Below are 12,715 nucleotides of genomic sequence, written 5' to 3' on the forward strand. Positions count from 1 at the left end.
CGACGGTGAGCATTCCGCTTCGCTCCATGCTGGTTGTTAGTTATTGGTTATTCGTGATCGGTGGCGGGGTGCGGGCTCTTACCAATCACCCATCACCAATCACCTCATCACCGGGCCGCGCTAGCGGCCCAAATACACCTCGATCACGCGCGGGTCGTTCTGCACGTCGGCCAGCTCGCCTTCGGCCAGCACCGAGCCCTCGTGCAGCACCGTCACCTGGCCGCCGAGGGCTTCGACGAAGGCCATGTCGTGCTCCACCACCACCAGCGAGTGCTTGCCGGCCAGGCTCACGAACAGCTCGGCGGTGCGCTCGGTCTCCTCGTCGGTCATGCCGGCCACCGGCTCGTCGAGCAGCAGCAGCTTCGGTTCCTGCATCAGCAGCATGCCGATCTCCAGCCACTGCTTCTGGCCGTGGGAGAGCAGGCCGGCCTGGCGGTCGGCCGCGTCGGTGAGGCGGATGCGTTGCAATACCGCGGCGACCCGGTCGCGCGCCTCGTCGCCGAGCTGGAAGAACAGGCTCGTGAACACGCCCTTGTTCATCTTCATGGCCAGTTCCAGGTTCTCGAACACGGTGTGATTCTCGAACACCGTGGGCTTCTGGAACTTGCGGCCGATGCCGGCGTGGGCGATCTGCGGCTCGTTCATGCGGGTCAGATCGATGGTCTGGCCGAAGAAGGCCTTGCCCGCATCCGGCCGAGTCTTGCCGGTGATCACGTCCATCATGGTGGTCTTGCCGGCGCCGTTGGGGCCGATGATGGCGCGCAGCTCGCCCGCGTCGATGGTCAGCGACAGGTCGTTGAGCGCGCGGAAACCGTCGAAGCTGACCGAGATGTTCTCCAGGTAGAGGATGACCTTGTGGGTCAGATCCAGCTCGCCCGGCTGGACCAGATGGCCCCCGCCGGTGCTGCCGGAGACGGCCTGGTTGTCGTGCACGGCGGCGTTCATGCGGTGGCTCCCTTGGTGGCGTCGGTGGTCGGGGTCGGTGCGGTGGCCAGATCGTCCTCGGTCTGCGGCGCGGCCTTTTCCCGCTGCAGGAAGCGCTGCCACAGGCCGACCACGCCGCGGGGCATGAACAGGGTGACCGCCACGAACAGGAAGCCGAGGAAGAACAGCCAGTAGTCGGGGAAGCTCACCGTGAAGTAGCTCTTGGCCAGATTCACGATGAAGGCGCCGATCACCGCGCCGATGAGGGTGCCGCGTCCGCCCACGGCCACCCATACCGCGATCTCGATGGAGTTGGCCGGGCTCATCTCGCTGGGGTTGATGATGCCCACCTGGGGCACGTAGAGCGCACCGGCGAGGGCACACAGCACCGCCGAGAGCGTCCAGATGGCCAGCTTGTACCGGGTCGGCTCGTAGCCGATGAAGCGCACCCGCGATTCGGCATCGCGAATGGCGGCGAGCACCCGGCCGAACCTGGAGGTGACCAGGTAGCGGCCCAGCACCAGCACCGCGATCAGCAGCGCCGCCGAGAGGCCGAAGAGCACCAGGCGCATCTGCGGCGAGGTGATGTCATGGCCGAGGATGCGCTTGAAGTCGGTGAAGCCGTTGTTGCCGCCGAAGCCGGTCTCGTTGCGGAAGAACAGCAGCATGGCCGCGTAGGTGAGCGCCTGGGTGATGATGGAGAAATACACGCCCTTGATGCGCGAGCGGAAGGCGAACCAGCCGAAGATCCAGGCGATCAGGCCGGGCACGGCGACCACCAGGCACAGCGCCCACAGGAAGTGCTCGGAGCCGACCCAGAACCAGGGCAGCTCTTTCCAGTCGAGGAAGACCATGAAGTCGGGCAGATTGACCCCGTAGCTGCCGTCGGTGCCGATCTCGCGCATCAGGTACATGCCGAAGGCGTAGCCGCCGAGGGCGAAGAACAGGCCGTGGCCCAGCGACAGGATGCCGGCGTAGCCCCAGATGAGGTCCATGGCCACCGCGACCACCGCATAGCAGAGGATCTTGCCCAGCAGGGTGATGGTGTAGGCCGACACGAACAGCGGGCTCGACTCGGGCAGCAGCAGGTGGGCGGCGGGGATGCCCACCCAGGCGAGGAGCGCGAAGACGAGGATCGCGATCCAGCCGGTGCGCGGCAGGCTCCGGAACAGGCGGACGGTGAGAGGGGTACGCATGTCAGTCCTCCACGAAGCGGCCCTTGACCGCGAACAGGCCCTGGGGGCGCTTCTGGATGAAGATGATGATGAAGACCAGCACCAGGATCTTGGCGACCACGGCACCCGACCAGCCTTCGAGGAACTTGGTCATGAGGCCCAGGCCGAGGCCGGCCGTGACCGCGCCGGCCAACTGGCCGACGCCACCGAGCACCACCACCATGAAGGAGTCGACGATGTAGCCCTGGCCCATGGCCGGGCCCACGTTGGCCACCTGCGACAGGGCGCAGCCACCCAGCCCGGCGATGCCGGCGCCGATACCGAAGGCGAGGGTGTCGATGCGCGCGGTGGGCACGCCCACGCAGCCGGCCATGGCGCGGTTCTGGGTGACCGCGCGCACGAACATGCCCAGGCGGGTCTTCTGCATCATCAGCCACACCAGCAGCAGCACGAAGGCGGCGAAGGCGATGATGACGATACGGTTCCAGGGCAGGATCACGTTGGCGAACACTTCCACGCCGCCGCTCATCCAGGCCGGGTTGGACACCTCCTGGTTCTGCGGGCCGAAGATCACCCGCGCCGCCTGGATCAGGATCAGCGACAGGCCCCAGGTGGCCAGCAGGGTCTCCAGCGTGCGCCCGTACAACCAGCGGATGACGGTGCGCTCCATCACCATGCCGACGACGGCGGCGGTGAAGAAGGCCACCGGCACCGCGGCGAGCACGTACAGATCCTGATGATCCGGCAGATAGGCGCGGAACAGGCCCTGCACCACGTAGGTGGCGTAGGCGCCCACCATGAGCAGCTCGCCGTGGGCCATGTTGATCACGCCCATCACGCCATAGGTGATCGCCAGGCCGAGGGCCGCGAGCAGCAGGATGGAGCCGAGCGAGATGCCGCTGAACAGGGTGTTGGCCACGTCGGCCATCGCCAGGCGGCGGTCGATGCGGTCGATGGAGTCCTGCGCGGCGGTGCGCACCGCCTCGTCGGCCTCGACGAAATGGCCGTCGTCGGCCTTCTTGAGCAGCCCGGCGAGCATGAACTTGACCGAGGCGTCCGCCGACTCGCCCAGGTTCTCGGCGGCCTTGCGGCGCCGCCCGCTGTCGGTCGAGGCGATGTCGATGCGCGCGGCGGCGAGCCGCAGCGCGTTGCGCACCGCCTTGTCCTTTTCGGTCGCCAGGGCCGATTCGATCAGCGGCAGCATGTCTTCGCTGGCGTTCTCGCGCAGCTCGTTGGCCGCGGCCAGGCGTACCTCGCGATCGGGCGATTTGACCCGCGAGGCGGCCAGGGCGCCTTGCAGCACGCCGCGCAGGCGGTTGTTCAGGTAGATCTGGTCGGACGACTCGGGATAGGTGACGCTCTGGCCGGTGCGCGGGTCGATGGCCTCGGTGTCGGTCAAGATCACCAGCGCGCCCTCGGCGGTGACGTAGAGGGTGCCGTCGGCCAGGGCATCGAGCACCTTGATGCTCTGTTCGCTGCCGTCGGCGGCCAGGGCGTTGATGGCTTCGATGCGGCTGTCGGAATCGTCCTCGGCGAGCTTGGCGAAGACCGCGTCGGAGGGCACGGCATGGGCGCACAAGGCGCACAGGGCCAGCGCGAGGGCGAGTAAGGATCGCATCATGATGTCGATTCCGGTGAGGCGGACAGGGCAGGGGACGGGCATCAAAAAACCGGGTCGGCCGACGACCGACCCGGCAATCCATGCAATGCGGTTCGGGCGCTCAGAGTCCCTGCTTGGACTCGTTGCCCTCGATGTACGGGCTCCACGGCTGGGCGCGGATCGGCTCCTTGGTCTTCCACACCACCGAGAACTGGCCGTCCGGACGGATCTCGCCGATCAGCACCGGCTTGTGCAGGTGATGGTTGGTCTTGTCCATGGTCAGGGTGAAGCCGCTCGGCGCCTTGAAGCTCTGGCCGCCCATGGCCTTGATCACCGCATCCACGTCGGTGGTGCCGGCCTTCTCGACCGCCTGCTTCCACATGTGGATGCCCACGTAGGTCGCTTCCATCGGATCGTTGGTGACCACGGTGTCGGCGTTGGGCACCTTGTTGGCCTTGGCCCAGGCCTTGTATTCCTTGATGAAGGCGGCGTTGGTCGGGTTCTTGATGGACATGAAGTAGTTCCACGCCGCCAGGTGGCCCACCAGCGGCTTGGCATCCACGCCGCGCAGTTCCTCTTCACCCACGGAGAAGGCCACCACCGGCACCTCGGTCGCCTTCAGGCCCGCGTTGCCCAGCTCCTTGTAGAAGGGCACGTTGGAGTCGCCGTTGATGGTGGAGACCACGGCGGTCTTCTTGCCCTCGGAGGCGAACTTCTTGATCTTGGCGATGATGGTCTGGTAGTCGGAATGGCCGAAGGGGGTGTACTCCTCCATGATGTCCGCATCCGCGACGCCCTTGGAGTGCAGGAAGGCGCGCAGGATCTTGTTGGTGGTGCGCGGATAGACGTAGTCGGTGCCCAGCAGCACGAAGCGCTTGGCCGAGCCGCCGTCCTTGCTCATCAGGTATTCGACCGCCGGGATCGCCTGCTGGTTGGGCGCCGCGCCGGTGTAGAACACGTTCTTCTCCAGCTCCTCGCCCTCGTACTGCACCGGGTAGAAGAGCAGGCCGTTGAGCTCCTTGAACACCGGCAGTACCGACTTGCGCGACACCGAGGTCCAGCAGCCGAACACCACCGCCACCTTGTCCTGGCTCAGCAGCTGACGCGCCTTCTCGGCGAACAGCGGCCAGTTGGAGGCCGGGTCGACCACCACCGGCTCCAGCTTCTTGCCCATCACGCCCCCATGGGCGTTGATCTCCTCGATCGTCATCAGCGCCGTGTTCTTCAGCGCCGTCTCGGAAATGGCCATGGTGCCGGACAGCGAATGGAGGATGCCCACCTTGATGGTGTCGGCAGCCTGCGCGAACGTGGACACCGAGCCCATGGCCGCCAGCGACGCGGACAGGGTCAGGGCCTTGATGAAGGAACGACGGGTTTTCATTGGGGGAGCTCCCTTTCTTGAAGGACTGAAGTCGAACCCGATCGCTATCGATCGGGCATGCGCAGTACACGACTGGCAGCTTAGGGAGCGGTGCACCATGGCGGAATACGCCAATGTGCGTACATGGGGGTGTTCGGGTGCGGGACTACGCCGATGTGCGTAGCGCTGGGGGTTTTTATCCTGGATCAAGTGCGTCGGATGTATAGCCGAGTAAATTACTCAGCTATACAGAAAAAGCCCCACGGAGAGACCCATGCTGTTCACGAGCCACCATCGCGCGCGGCGCGAGGCCGAGGCGCGCTGCGCCGTCCTGGCCGAACAGAACGCGGCCCTGCAGGCGCGGCTTGCCGCCGCCGAAGCCCACGCCACCGCGCTGTCGGGCGAGCTGGCCGCCCGCCACGACGAACGCACCGCCCTCGACGGCGTGTTCCGCAACCTCGGCCGTTTCGGCGAGTCGCTCGGCGGTGTGCGCGAGTCCTTCCTCGGCCTGGCGACCACGCTCAACGCGGAGAAGGCGTCGGCCGCCGAGGGCGCGGCCCGCGCCGATGCCAACCGCGTCGCCTTCGGCCATATCGCGGCCGATCTCAAGCACATGTTCGGGCGCATCACCGAGGCCTCGCGCAGCGTGGACGACCTGCACCGGCGCGCCGGCGAGATCGACGGCATCGTGCGCCTGATCAAGGAGATCGCCGACCAGACCAACCTGCTGGCGTTGAATGCCGCCATCGAAGCGGCGCGGGCCGGCGAGGCCGGGCGCGGCTTCGCGGTGGTGGCCGACGAGGTGCGCAAGCTGGCCGAGCGCACCGCCAAGGCGACGACGGAGATCGGCACGCTGGTGGTGACCATCCAGGACGAGACTGGCAGCGCCCGCAGCGTGATGCAGGCCGGCGCCGAGGACGCCGCGCGCTTTTCCGCCGACAGCGAGGCGGCGATGCGCGACATGGAGGCGCTGCGCGGCCTGTCGCAGCATACCGAGGGCGCGGTCGCCTCGGCGGCGATGCTGGCCAACGTGGAACTGGCGAACATCGAGGAGCTGACCCTCAAGCTCGAGGTGTACAAGGTCTTCCTCGGCATCTCGGACCTGCGTCCGGAGGCCCTGCCCGACGAGACCGAGTGCCGCCTCGGGCGCTGGTACTACGACGGCGAGGGCCGCGCGCGCTTCGCCCGTCTGCCCGGCTACGCTGCACTCGAGACGCCCCATCGGGCGGTGCACGCACACGCCCGGCGCGCCCTGGAGCTGCACTACGCGGGCAGGACCGCGGCGGCCCTCGAAGCGCTGGCCGCCATGGAAGCGGCCAACCTGACCGTGATGGAGGGCCTCGCCCACATGCTGAGCGCCGGCACGGAGGCGTATTGATGGAACGCGGCATCATCGAGCTCACCGAGAGCATGGCCATGGCCGACGCCGACGGCAGCGCGGCGACGTTTCTCGCCGCGCTCGATGCTCCCGCGCCGATCGGCGCCTGAACCGGCGTTCCGTTCCGGCAGGCACGCCGACGCTCGACTACTGTGAACACACGCCGGACATGCGCCCGGTGTCCGGATCCTGAACAGGGAGGGGAGCATGAACAGATGGTCGGTCCGTGTGCTCGGCGCCTTGGGGCTCGCACTTGTGGCATGGGCAGCCCGGGCGGGCGAGGCGTATCGCTTCGACGAACTGGCCCCCGGCGTGTATCTGCACACCGGCGTCCATGCGGAGCCGACGCCCGCCAATCAGGGCGACATCGCCAACAAGGGTGTGGTGATCGGCGACACGTGCGTGGCGGTGATCGATACCGGCGGCAGCCTGGCTGATGGCCAGGCGTTGCTGGCGGCGGTCCGCAGGGTCACCCCGAAACCGGTGTGCTACGTGATCGACACCCACATGCACCCCGACCACCTGTTCGGCAATGCCGCCTTCGATACCCTCGCGCCGCGCCCGGTGTTCATTGCCGACCACCGCTTGCCGCCGGCCCTGGCGCAGCGTGCGGCCATCTACCTGAAGCGCTGGGGCGAGCTGCTGGGTCGCGCGGACCAGGGCACGCGGGTGGTGCCGCCCGACCGGCTGGTGGACGGGCGCATGACGCTGGATCTGGGTGGGCGCACCCTGGTGCTGCAGGGCTGGCCCACGGCGCACACCAACAACGACCTGACCGTCTTCGACCCGGCCAGCGGGGTGCTGTGGCTGGGCGATCTGCTGTTCCGCGAGCGCATCCCGTCGCTGGACGGCAGCCTCGAGGGCTGGCTGGCGGTCAGCAAGCAGCTGCGGGCGATCCCGGCGAAGATCGCGGTGCCCGGCCACGGGCCGGCGGGCACCGACTGGCAGGCGGCGCTGGACCGGCAGGACGCGTATTTCCAGGCGCTGGCCCGGCGGGTGCGCCAGGCGATCGCCGACGGCCGCACCCTGTCCGAGACCGTGGCGGCCACCGACCCGGCCGAGGCGTCAGGCTGGCTGCTGGCGCCGGCCTACCACACCCGCAACGTCACCGCCGCCTTCGCCGAACTGGAATGGGAATGAGCTACTTGCGGCAGTAGCGCTGCCAGCACATGCGCCGGCAGGTTTCGGTGAGGCAGTTGACGCAGGTCTTGCACTTGTCCGGCTGCTTGCCCTGTTTTTCGGCCGCTTCGGGCGGTCGGGGCAGGCGCGCCATGTCCGGGTTCGGCACCGGCGGTGCGGTGATGTAGCCCTGCGCGCTGCTGCTGCCGCCCATGCCGCCCCCCATGCCCTGGCCGAACACGGGCGGCGCGCACAGCAACGCCAGCACACACACGGCCCGGGCCATGGGGGAGCCACCCACACGTGTTCTCATGCCTTACACCTCCTGGCCGGACGCCCGGTCCCGCGGCCGCGCATTCGGCACCTAGAATGTCAGCGAGACGAACAGTCGCCCGCTGGTCGAGTGGATTTCTTCGCGCCCGACCGTGCCGGTGATCTCGATGCCGGTGACGATCGACGCCCCGCTGAGGGTGAAAAACGCCGTCACGTCCATCGCCGAGTCGTCGGAGAAATTGCGGAACTGATGGAAGTCGTGCACCAGGTAGGGGCGGACGCCGAGGGTCGCGACCCGATCGGCGACGAAGCTCTGGTAACCGACTTCGCCCCCGACCAGGCCGCGGATGAGCAGGTCGCGTTCCTCCGGCACCGCCTGGCCGAGCGAGTCGGTGGTGGCGTCGGACACCGTGCGCAGCCACAGGTACTGGGCGGTCGGGATGGCGTACCAGCCGGCGCCCAGATCCACCACGGTGGATGCGAAGGCACCGAAGGAGCGGGTCGTCACGTCGCGTCGCCAGGTGGCGGTGACGGCGCCGGCACGACGCAGCTCGCGGGTCTGGCCGGTGTCGTAGCCGACGAATCCACCGACGTTGACGGCGCCGATCGTGGTGCCGCCGCGCAGCATCAGGCCGTTGCTGATGGTGCGCGACGTGCCGCCTGCGACCTGGGCGCCGGCGTTGGGCCCGGCGCTCAAGGTGTGCGCCTTCAGATCCTTCTTCGACTCGTTGTGGTTGGCCGTCAGGCCCCACCAGAAGCGGCCCACGCGCACATCGCCCGAGAGCGATTCCTGGTGCCAGTGGGTGGTGCCGACAAAGCCGTTGCGCTTGTCCTTGATGCGCCCGAAAGCGCCCGCGAGGCCGACCGTGCCGGGCGTGGCCTGGGCCTCGGCGCCGCGGGCCGCGGTGACCTCCGTGCTCTGGGCAGATACGCCCGGCGCGATCCCGACGGCGAGGGCGATGGCGCAACCGCCTCGACGCAACACCTGCTTCCACGCGCGCATGGGGCTCTCCTTGCGCAATGACACCGGCAAGGCGGCGGCCGCCCGTGTTGCCGTGAGGCCGCGTGTATCGCTTGTCGTGCGTCTGTTCTTAAATGGAATATGGGCAAGGGGTCGGGGCGAGTCAAGGAATCGGGCCGCCACAGGACGACGCCTTCCGGAAGCCGGATTCGCTCAATCGCCAGGGAGGTGCCGGTGCGCAAGCCAGGGAGCGGCAACGTCTTCATCAACTACCGCCGCGACGACAGCGCCGGATGGGCGGGGCGGCTGCATGATCGCCTCGCGCGTGTCCTGCCCTCACGCCGTGTCTTCATCGACGTGGAGGGGATCGAGGGGGGCGAGGCCTTTGCGCGGCTGCTCGATGCCCAGGTGGCCCGGTGCGACGTGTTCCTCGCGCTCATCGGCAGCCATTGGCTGGATCTGGCCGATGCGGACGGTCGTCGTCGCATCGACGATCCGAACGATTTCGTGCGCATCGAGATCGCTTCGGCCCTGCGGCGCGACGGCGTGTATGTGATTCCGGTGCTGGTCGATGAAGCTCCGGTGCCCAATGCCGAGGCCTTGCCGGAGGACCTGCGTCCGCTGGTCGAGCACAACGCGGTCGAGATCAGCCGCGAGAACTTCGATCGTGACGCGGACCGTCTCATCGCCACCATCCGCAGGCGCCTGCCGTTCACCGTCCGGCACCACCGACTGGTGCGGGCGCTGTGGGCAACGAGCGTGTTGTGCCTCGTCGGCGCCGCCACCGTGGCCGCCATCTACTTCGGTCGTGTGCCGACCGCGTTCGGACTGGAGAACCTGGTGCGGCCGTCGGCACGCGAGTGGCGCACGCTCACCTATGTGGACAAGACCAACCCGGCCTTGCTGCGCGCGTTCATCGGCCGCCATCCGGGCACGCCGGAGGGGGACGAGGCGGGCATGTGGATGCACTACATCAGCGCCCGCGCCTGGAGCAAGATCCAGGACACGAGCGACCGTCGCCCGATCTCGGATTTCCTGTCCCGGTTCGGTGACAGCGCAGAGGCCGACGCGGCCAAACGGCGCCTCGCCGAGCTGCCGCCACCGCGCGAGCACGGTCCGGGCGAGGCGGCGCCGCTGAGCCGGTTTGCCGATTGCCCCGACTGCCCCGAGATGGTGGCGATCCCCACGGGACACCTGCTGATGGGCTCGCTCGACACCGAGTGGACCGCGCCCGAGGATCGCTACGAGGGGCCGCGGCAGGCGGTGACCATCGCCCGGCCGTTTGCGGTCGGGCGCTTCGAAGTCACCGTCGGCCAGTTCCGGCAGTTCGTCGAGGCGACCGGGCGGCAGATGGGTTTCGAATGCATCGGCATCATCACGCCCGGGGCGCCCGCGAAGGTGTGGGACGCGATTCCCGGGCGGGACTTTCGCCATCCGGGCTTCGCGCAGACGGACGCGCACCCCGTGGTGTGCGTGAACTGGGACGACGCGGTGGCCTATACGCAGTGGCTGAGCAAGCAGACCGGCGCCACCTATCGCCTGCCCACCGAGGCCGAGTGGGAATACGTGGCGCGCGCCGGCAGCCAGGACAGCTACACCTATGGCGACGACGAAAGCCGCCTGTGCCAGTACGGCAACGGTGCCGACCGCGGCATGGACGACACCTGGAATGCCAATCGCTGGTGCGCCGACGGCACCGCCATCGGCACCGCCCGGGTCGGCAGCTACCGGCCGAACGCCTTCGGCCTGATGGACACCCACGGCAACGTGCATGAGTGGGTGGCCGACTGCTACCACGAGGGCTACGCCGGCATGCCGGAGGCGACCCGCGCGAGCGGGGCGGCCTGGATCACTCCGAACTGCGCCACGCGGGTCATCCGCGGCGGCTGCTGGGCCTACCCGCCGACCCAGCTGCGCTCGGCCCGGCGCGAAGCCTGGGAGCCCTACAAGCGCAGTTACTGCGTCGGCTTCCGCGTGGCCCGGGAGCTGGGCCCGTGAGCGCGGCGGATCGGTAAAAACCTGACACCCGGATTTGCGCAACTACAATGAAAGGTGCTGCAGCGTGCGCACACCAACATAAGAACAGGCACGCCACGATGGAGGAGTGTGGTCATGAAACGCGTGCTTTTGTGCTGGCTTGCCGGCTGGCTCATGTTCGTGCCCCCGGCGCTGGCCGGCGACCGGTCCGATCCTGCGGACAGTCCGGCCTGGCAACAGACCCGGGTGGCCCTGTTCTCCGATCGGCCGATCACCGACGGCGGCAAGCATCTGGTGCTCGAGGCGCCGTACCGGGCGGCGGATCCGGCGGTGGTGCCGATCGCCATCCGCACCGATTTCGGCGACGGCCCGGGGCGCGAGCTGCGCCGGGCGTGGCTGATCATCGACAAGAACCCCTCGCCGGTGGCGGCGAGTTTCACCTTCGAGCCGGGCAGCGGGGTGGTGGACATGGAGACCCGGGTGCGGGTGGAGGAATACACCTGGATGCGGGCGATCGCCGAACTGGCCGACGGCTCGCTGTACATGAGCACCCGCTACGTGAAGGCGTCGGGCGGCTGCTCCGCACCCGCCGGCAAGGATCCGGCCAAGGCGGCCGCCAACCTCGGGCGCATGCGCCTGCGGGTGCTCGGCGACGAGGCCCGGGACGGTCTCACCGGCGCCCAGCTGATGATCAGCCATCCGAACGAGTCGGGCATGGCCATGAACCAGGTCACGCGCCTGTATCCGCGCCCCCACTTCGTGCGTCTGGTGAAGGTGAGCTACCGCGGCAAGCCGCTGCTGCGCGCGGAGGTCAACTTCTCGATCAGCGAGAACCCCAACTTCCGCTTCCACTTCCACACCCCGGAAGGCACCGTGCGCGAGGGCGGCGGCGAGCTGGCGGCCGAAGTCGTCGACACCGACGATCTGCGTTTCGAGACGAGCGTCCATTTCGGTGCGGGCTGAGCGCCACGCCTGGGTACTGCTCGCGCTGCTGTGGCATGCCGCCTGCGGCGCGGTGGGCCTGACCGCGCCGCAGGTGCTCGATGCCGGGGTGTTGCTGATCGCGCCCCGGCACGGCGGTGCGGCGCCCGACGGCGCGACCAATGTGGTCATGCTCGCGGGGCGCGATCACACCCTCGTTTTCGGCACCGGCCAGGCCTATCGTGACGGCCGCTTTCTGCTCGACGTGCTGGCCAACCGGCGGCTGCCCCCGGTGCGCATGGCGCTGATTCCCGCCGGGCTGCCCGGCTATGTGTTCGGGGCGGCGGCGCTGCAGGATGCCGGCGTGCCCGTGGCGGCCACCGCCGCTACCGCGGCGCTGGTGGCGCAGCGGTGCGAGCAGTGCCTCGAGCGCCTGCTTGCCGCGCATGGCGAGGCGATCATGGCCGGATCGCGGGTGCCGGTGGCGGACGAGACGCTGCACGGAGCAACGCGTGTCGACCTGGGGGGGCGTCGCGTGCGCCTGATCGACCTGGGCTGGGCGGCCGTGCCCGGCGAGCTGGCCCTGTTCGACGAGGCCACCGCCACCCTGGTGACGGCCGAGGCGGTCACGGGCGAAGCCTTGCCGTGGCTGCACGATGCGCAGGTCACCGGCTGGCTGGCGGCGCTCGACCGGCTCGCGGCGCTCCAGCCCCGGCGCATCGTCGTCGGCCGCGGCGCACCGCTGCCGCCCGCGGCGATCGACCGCACCCGCGCCTATCTGGTGGCGCTGCGCGACGGCGTGCGCGAGGCCTATCACAACGGCCTGAGCCTCAACGAGGCCATGGCGGCGCTGCGTCGGCCGGGGCTCACGGCGGAGGAGGCCCGCGTCCATGCCGCCAACGTGCAGTATCTGTACCTGAGGCTGGAGAAGGCGGATCTGGAGGGCACGCCGCCCTGAGCGCGCGCCGACGCGGCTCCCGGGCCCGGTGAGGTACAGTCTGTGCCGGGCATCCTCACTGGACCGACG

11 protein-coding genes are annotated in these 12,715 nt (G+C 68.8%); 5 read left to right on the forward strand and 6 right to left on the reverse strand.

The genetic code is table 11. The annotated features are described in order from the left end of the window. Positions 1-120 precede the first annotated feature (120 nt). From urtD to urtA, 4 genes are all read right to left on the reverse strand, one after another. Positions 121-945 carry an urea ABC transporter ATP-binding protein UrtD gene (gene urtD, locus G3580_RS07075; RefSeq protein WP_173764594.1) on the reverse strand — a complete coding sequence of 275 codons (825 nt, stop codon included), beginning with the start codon at positions 943-945 and terminating at the stop codon, positions 121-123. Further along, entirely contained in the window at positions 942-2,120 is a 1,179-nt protein-coding gene (gene urtC / locus G3580_RS07080; protein WP_173764595.1) for an urea ABC transporter permease subunit UrtC, read from the reverse strand. The genes urtD and urtC overlap by 4 nt, the downstream gene beginning before the upstream one ends. Position 2,121: 1 nt before the next feature. Continuing rightward, on the reverse strand, positions 2,122-3,720 hold the full coding sequence (gene urtB, locus G3580_RS07085) for an urea ABC transporter permease subunit UrtB (protein ID WP_173764596.1): 1,599 nt from the start codon (positions 3,718-3,720) through the stop codon (positions 2,122-2,124). A 100-nt stretch (positions 3,721-3,820) separates the two neighbouring features. Then, positions 3,821-5,080: an urea ABC transporter substrate-binding protein gene (gene urtA, locus G3580_RS07090; protein ID WP_173764597.1), complete on the reverse strand. Its 1,260-nt coding sequence runs from the start codon at positions 5,078-5,080 to the stop codon at positions 3,821-3,823. Positions 5,081-5,333: 253 nt separating this feature from the next. On the opposite strand from urtA, the gene G3580_RS07095 reads away from it, so the two are divergent. Further along, the gene (locus tag G3580_RS07095; protein ID WP_173764598.1) at positions 5,334-6,437 is read left to right on the forward strand and encodes a methyl-accepting chemotaxis protein; all 1,104 of its coding nucleotides are present in this window, start codon (positions 5,334-5,336) and stop codon (positions 6,435-6,437) included. A gap of 207 nt (positions 6,438-6,644) precedes the next feature. After that, complete coding sequence (locus G3580_RS07100; RefSeq protein WP_173764599.1) at positions 6,645-7,577, forward strand: quinoprotein relay system zinc metallohydrolase 2; 933 nt, start codon at positions 6,645-6,647, stop codon at positions 7,575-7,577. 1 nt (position 7,578) lies between these two features. Here G3580_RS07100 and G3580_RS07105 read toward each other — a convergent pair whose 3' ends face one another. Together G3580_RS07105 and G3580_RS07110 are read right to left on the reverse strand one after the other, a co-directional pair. Further along, positions 7,579-7,869: a hypothetical protein gene (locus G3580_RS07105; protein ID WP_173764600.1), complete on the reverse strand. Its 291-nt coding sequence runs from the start codon at positions 7,867-7,869 to the stop codon at positions 7,579-7,581. Between the two features lie 51 nt (positions 7,870-7,920). Beyond that, positions 7,921-8,832 (reverse strand): hypothetical protein, encoded by a 912-nt coding sequence (locus G3580_RS07110; protein WP_173764601.1) that lies wholly within the window; start codon positions 8,830-8,832, stop codon positions 7,921-7,923. A 192-nt stretch (positions 8,833-9,024) separates the two neighbouring features. Between G3580_RS07110 and G3580_RS07115 the strand changes: the two genes are divergently transcribed. The 3 genes from G3580_RS07115 to G3580_RS07125 all read left to right on the forward strand — a co-directional run bounded on the left by G3580_RS07115 (position 9,025) and on the right by G3580_RS07125 (position 12,646). After that, positions 9,025-10,788: an SUMF1/EgtB/PvdO family nonheme iron enzyme gene (locus G3580_RS07115; protein ID WP_173764602.1), complete on the forward strand. Its 1,764-nt coding sequence runs from the start codon at positions 9,025-9,027 to the stop codon at positions 10,786-10,788. Between the two features lie 114 nt (positions 10,789-10,902). Then, entirely contained in the window at positions 10,903-11,730 is an 828-nt protein-coding gene (locus G3580_RS07120; protein ID WP_173764603.1) for a quinoprotein dehydrogenase-associated SoxYZ-like carrier, read from the forward strand. Then, the gene (locus G3580_RS07125; RefSeq protein ID WP_173764604.1) at positions 11,720-12,646 is read left to right on the forward strand and encodes an MBL fold metallo-hydrolase; all 927 of its coding nucleotides are present in this window, start codon (positions 11,720-11,722) and stop codon (positions 12,644-12,646) included. Before G3580_RS07120 ends, G3580_RS07125 begins: the two co-directional genes overlap by 11 nt. Positions 12,647-12,715: the final 69 nt, after the last annotated feature.

It is taken from the genome of Nitrogeniibacter mangrovi (genome assembly GCF_010983895.1).
Lineage (GTDB): Bacteria > Pseudomonadota > Gammaproteobacteria > Burkholderiales > Rhodocyclaceae > Nitrogeniibacter > Nitrogeniibacter mangrovi.

What these genes read in the sequence shown, in the direction of transcription:
- urtC (WP_173764595.1), bottom strand. Translation starts at nt 2,120, where the DNA reads ATGCGTACCCCTCTCACCGTCCGCCTGTTCCGGAGCCTGCCGCGCACC.
- urtA (WP_173764597.1), bottom strand. Translation starts at nt 5,080, where the DNA reads ATGAAAACCCGTCGTTCCTTCATCAAGGCCCTGACCCTGTCCGCGTCG.
- urtB (WP_173764596.1), bottom strand. Translation starts at nt 3,720, where the DNA reads ATGATGCGATCCTTACTCGCCCTCGCGCTGGCCCTGTGCGCCTTGTGC.
- G3580_RS07095 (WP_173764598.1), top strand. Translation starts at nt 5,334, where the DNA reads ATGCTGTTCACGAGCCACCATCGCGCGCGGCGCGAGGCCGAGGCGCGC.
- G3580_RS07120 (WP_173764603.1), top strand. Translation starts at nt 10,903, where the DNA reads ATGAAACGCGTGCTTTTGTGCTGGCTTGCCGGCTGGCTCATGTTCGTG.
- G3580_RS07105 (WP_173764600.1), bottom strand. Translation starts at nt 7,869, where the DNA reads ATGAGAACACGTGTGGGTGGCTCCCCCATGGCCCGGGCCGTGTGTGTG.
- G3580_RS07100 (WP_173764599.1), top strand. Translation starts at nt 6,645, where the DNA reads ATGAACAGATGGTCGGTCCGTGTGCTCGGCGCCTTGGGGCTCGCACTT.
- G3580_RS07110 (WP_173764601.1), bottom strand. Translation starts at nt 8,832, where the DNA reads ATGCGCGCGTGGAAGCAGGTGTTGCGTCGAGGCGGTTGCGCCATCGCC.
- urtD (WP_173764594.1), bottom strand. Translation starts at nt 945, where the DNA reads ATGAACGCCGCCGTGCACGACAACCAGGCCGTCTCCGGCAGCACCGGC.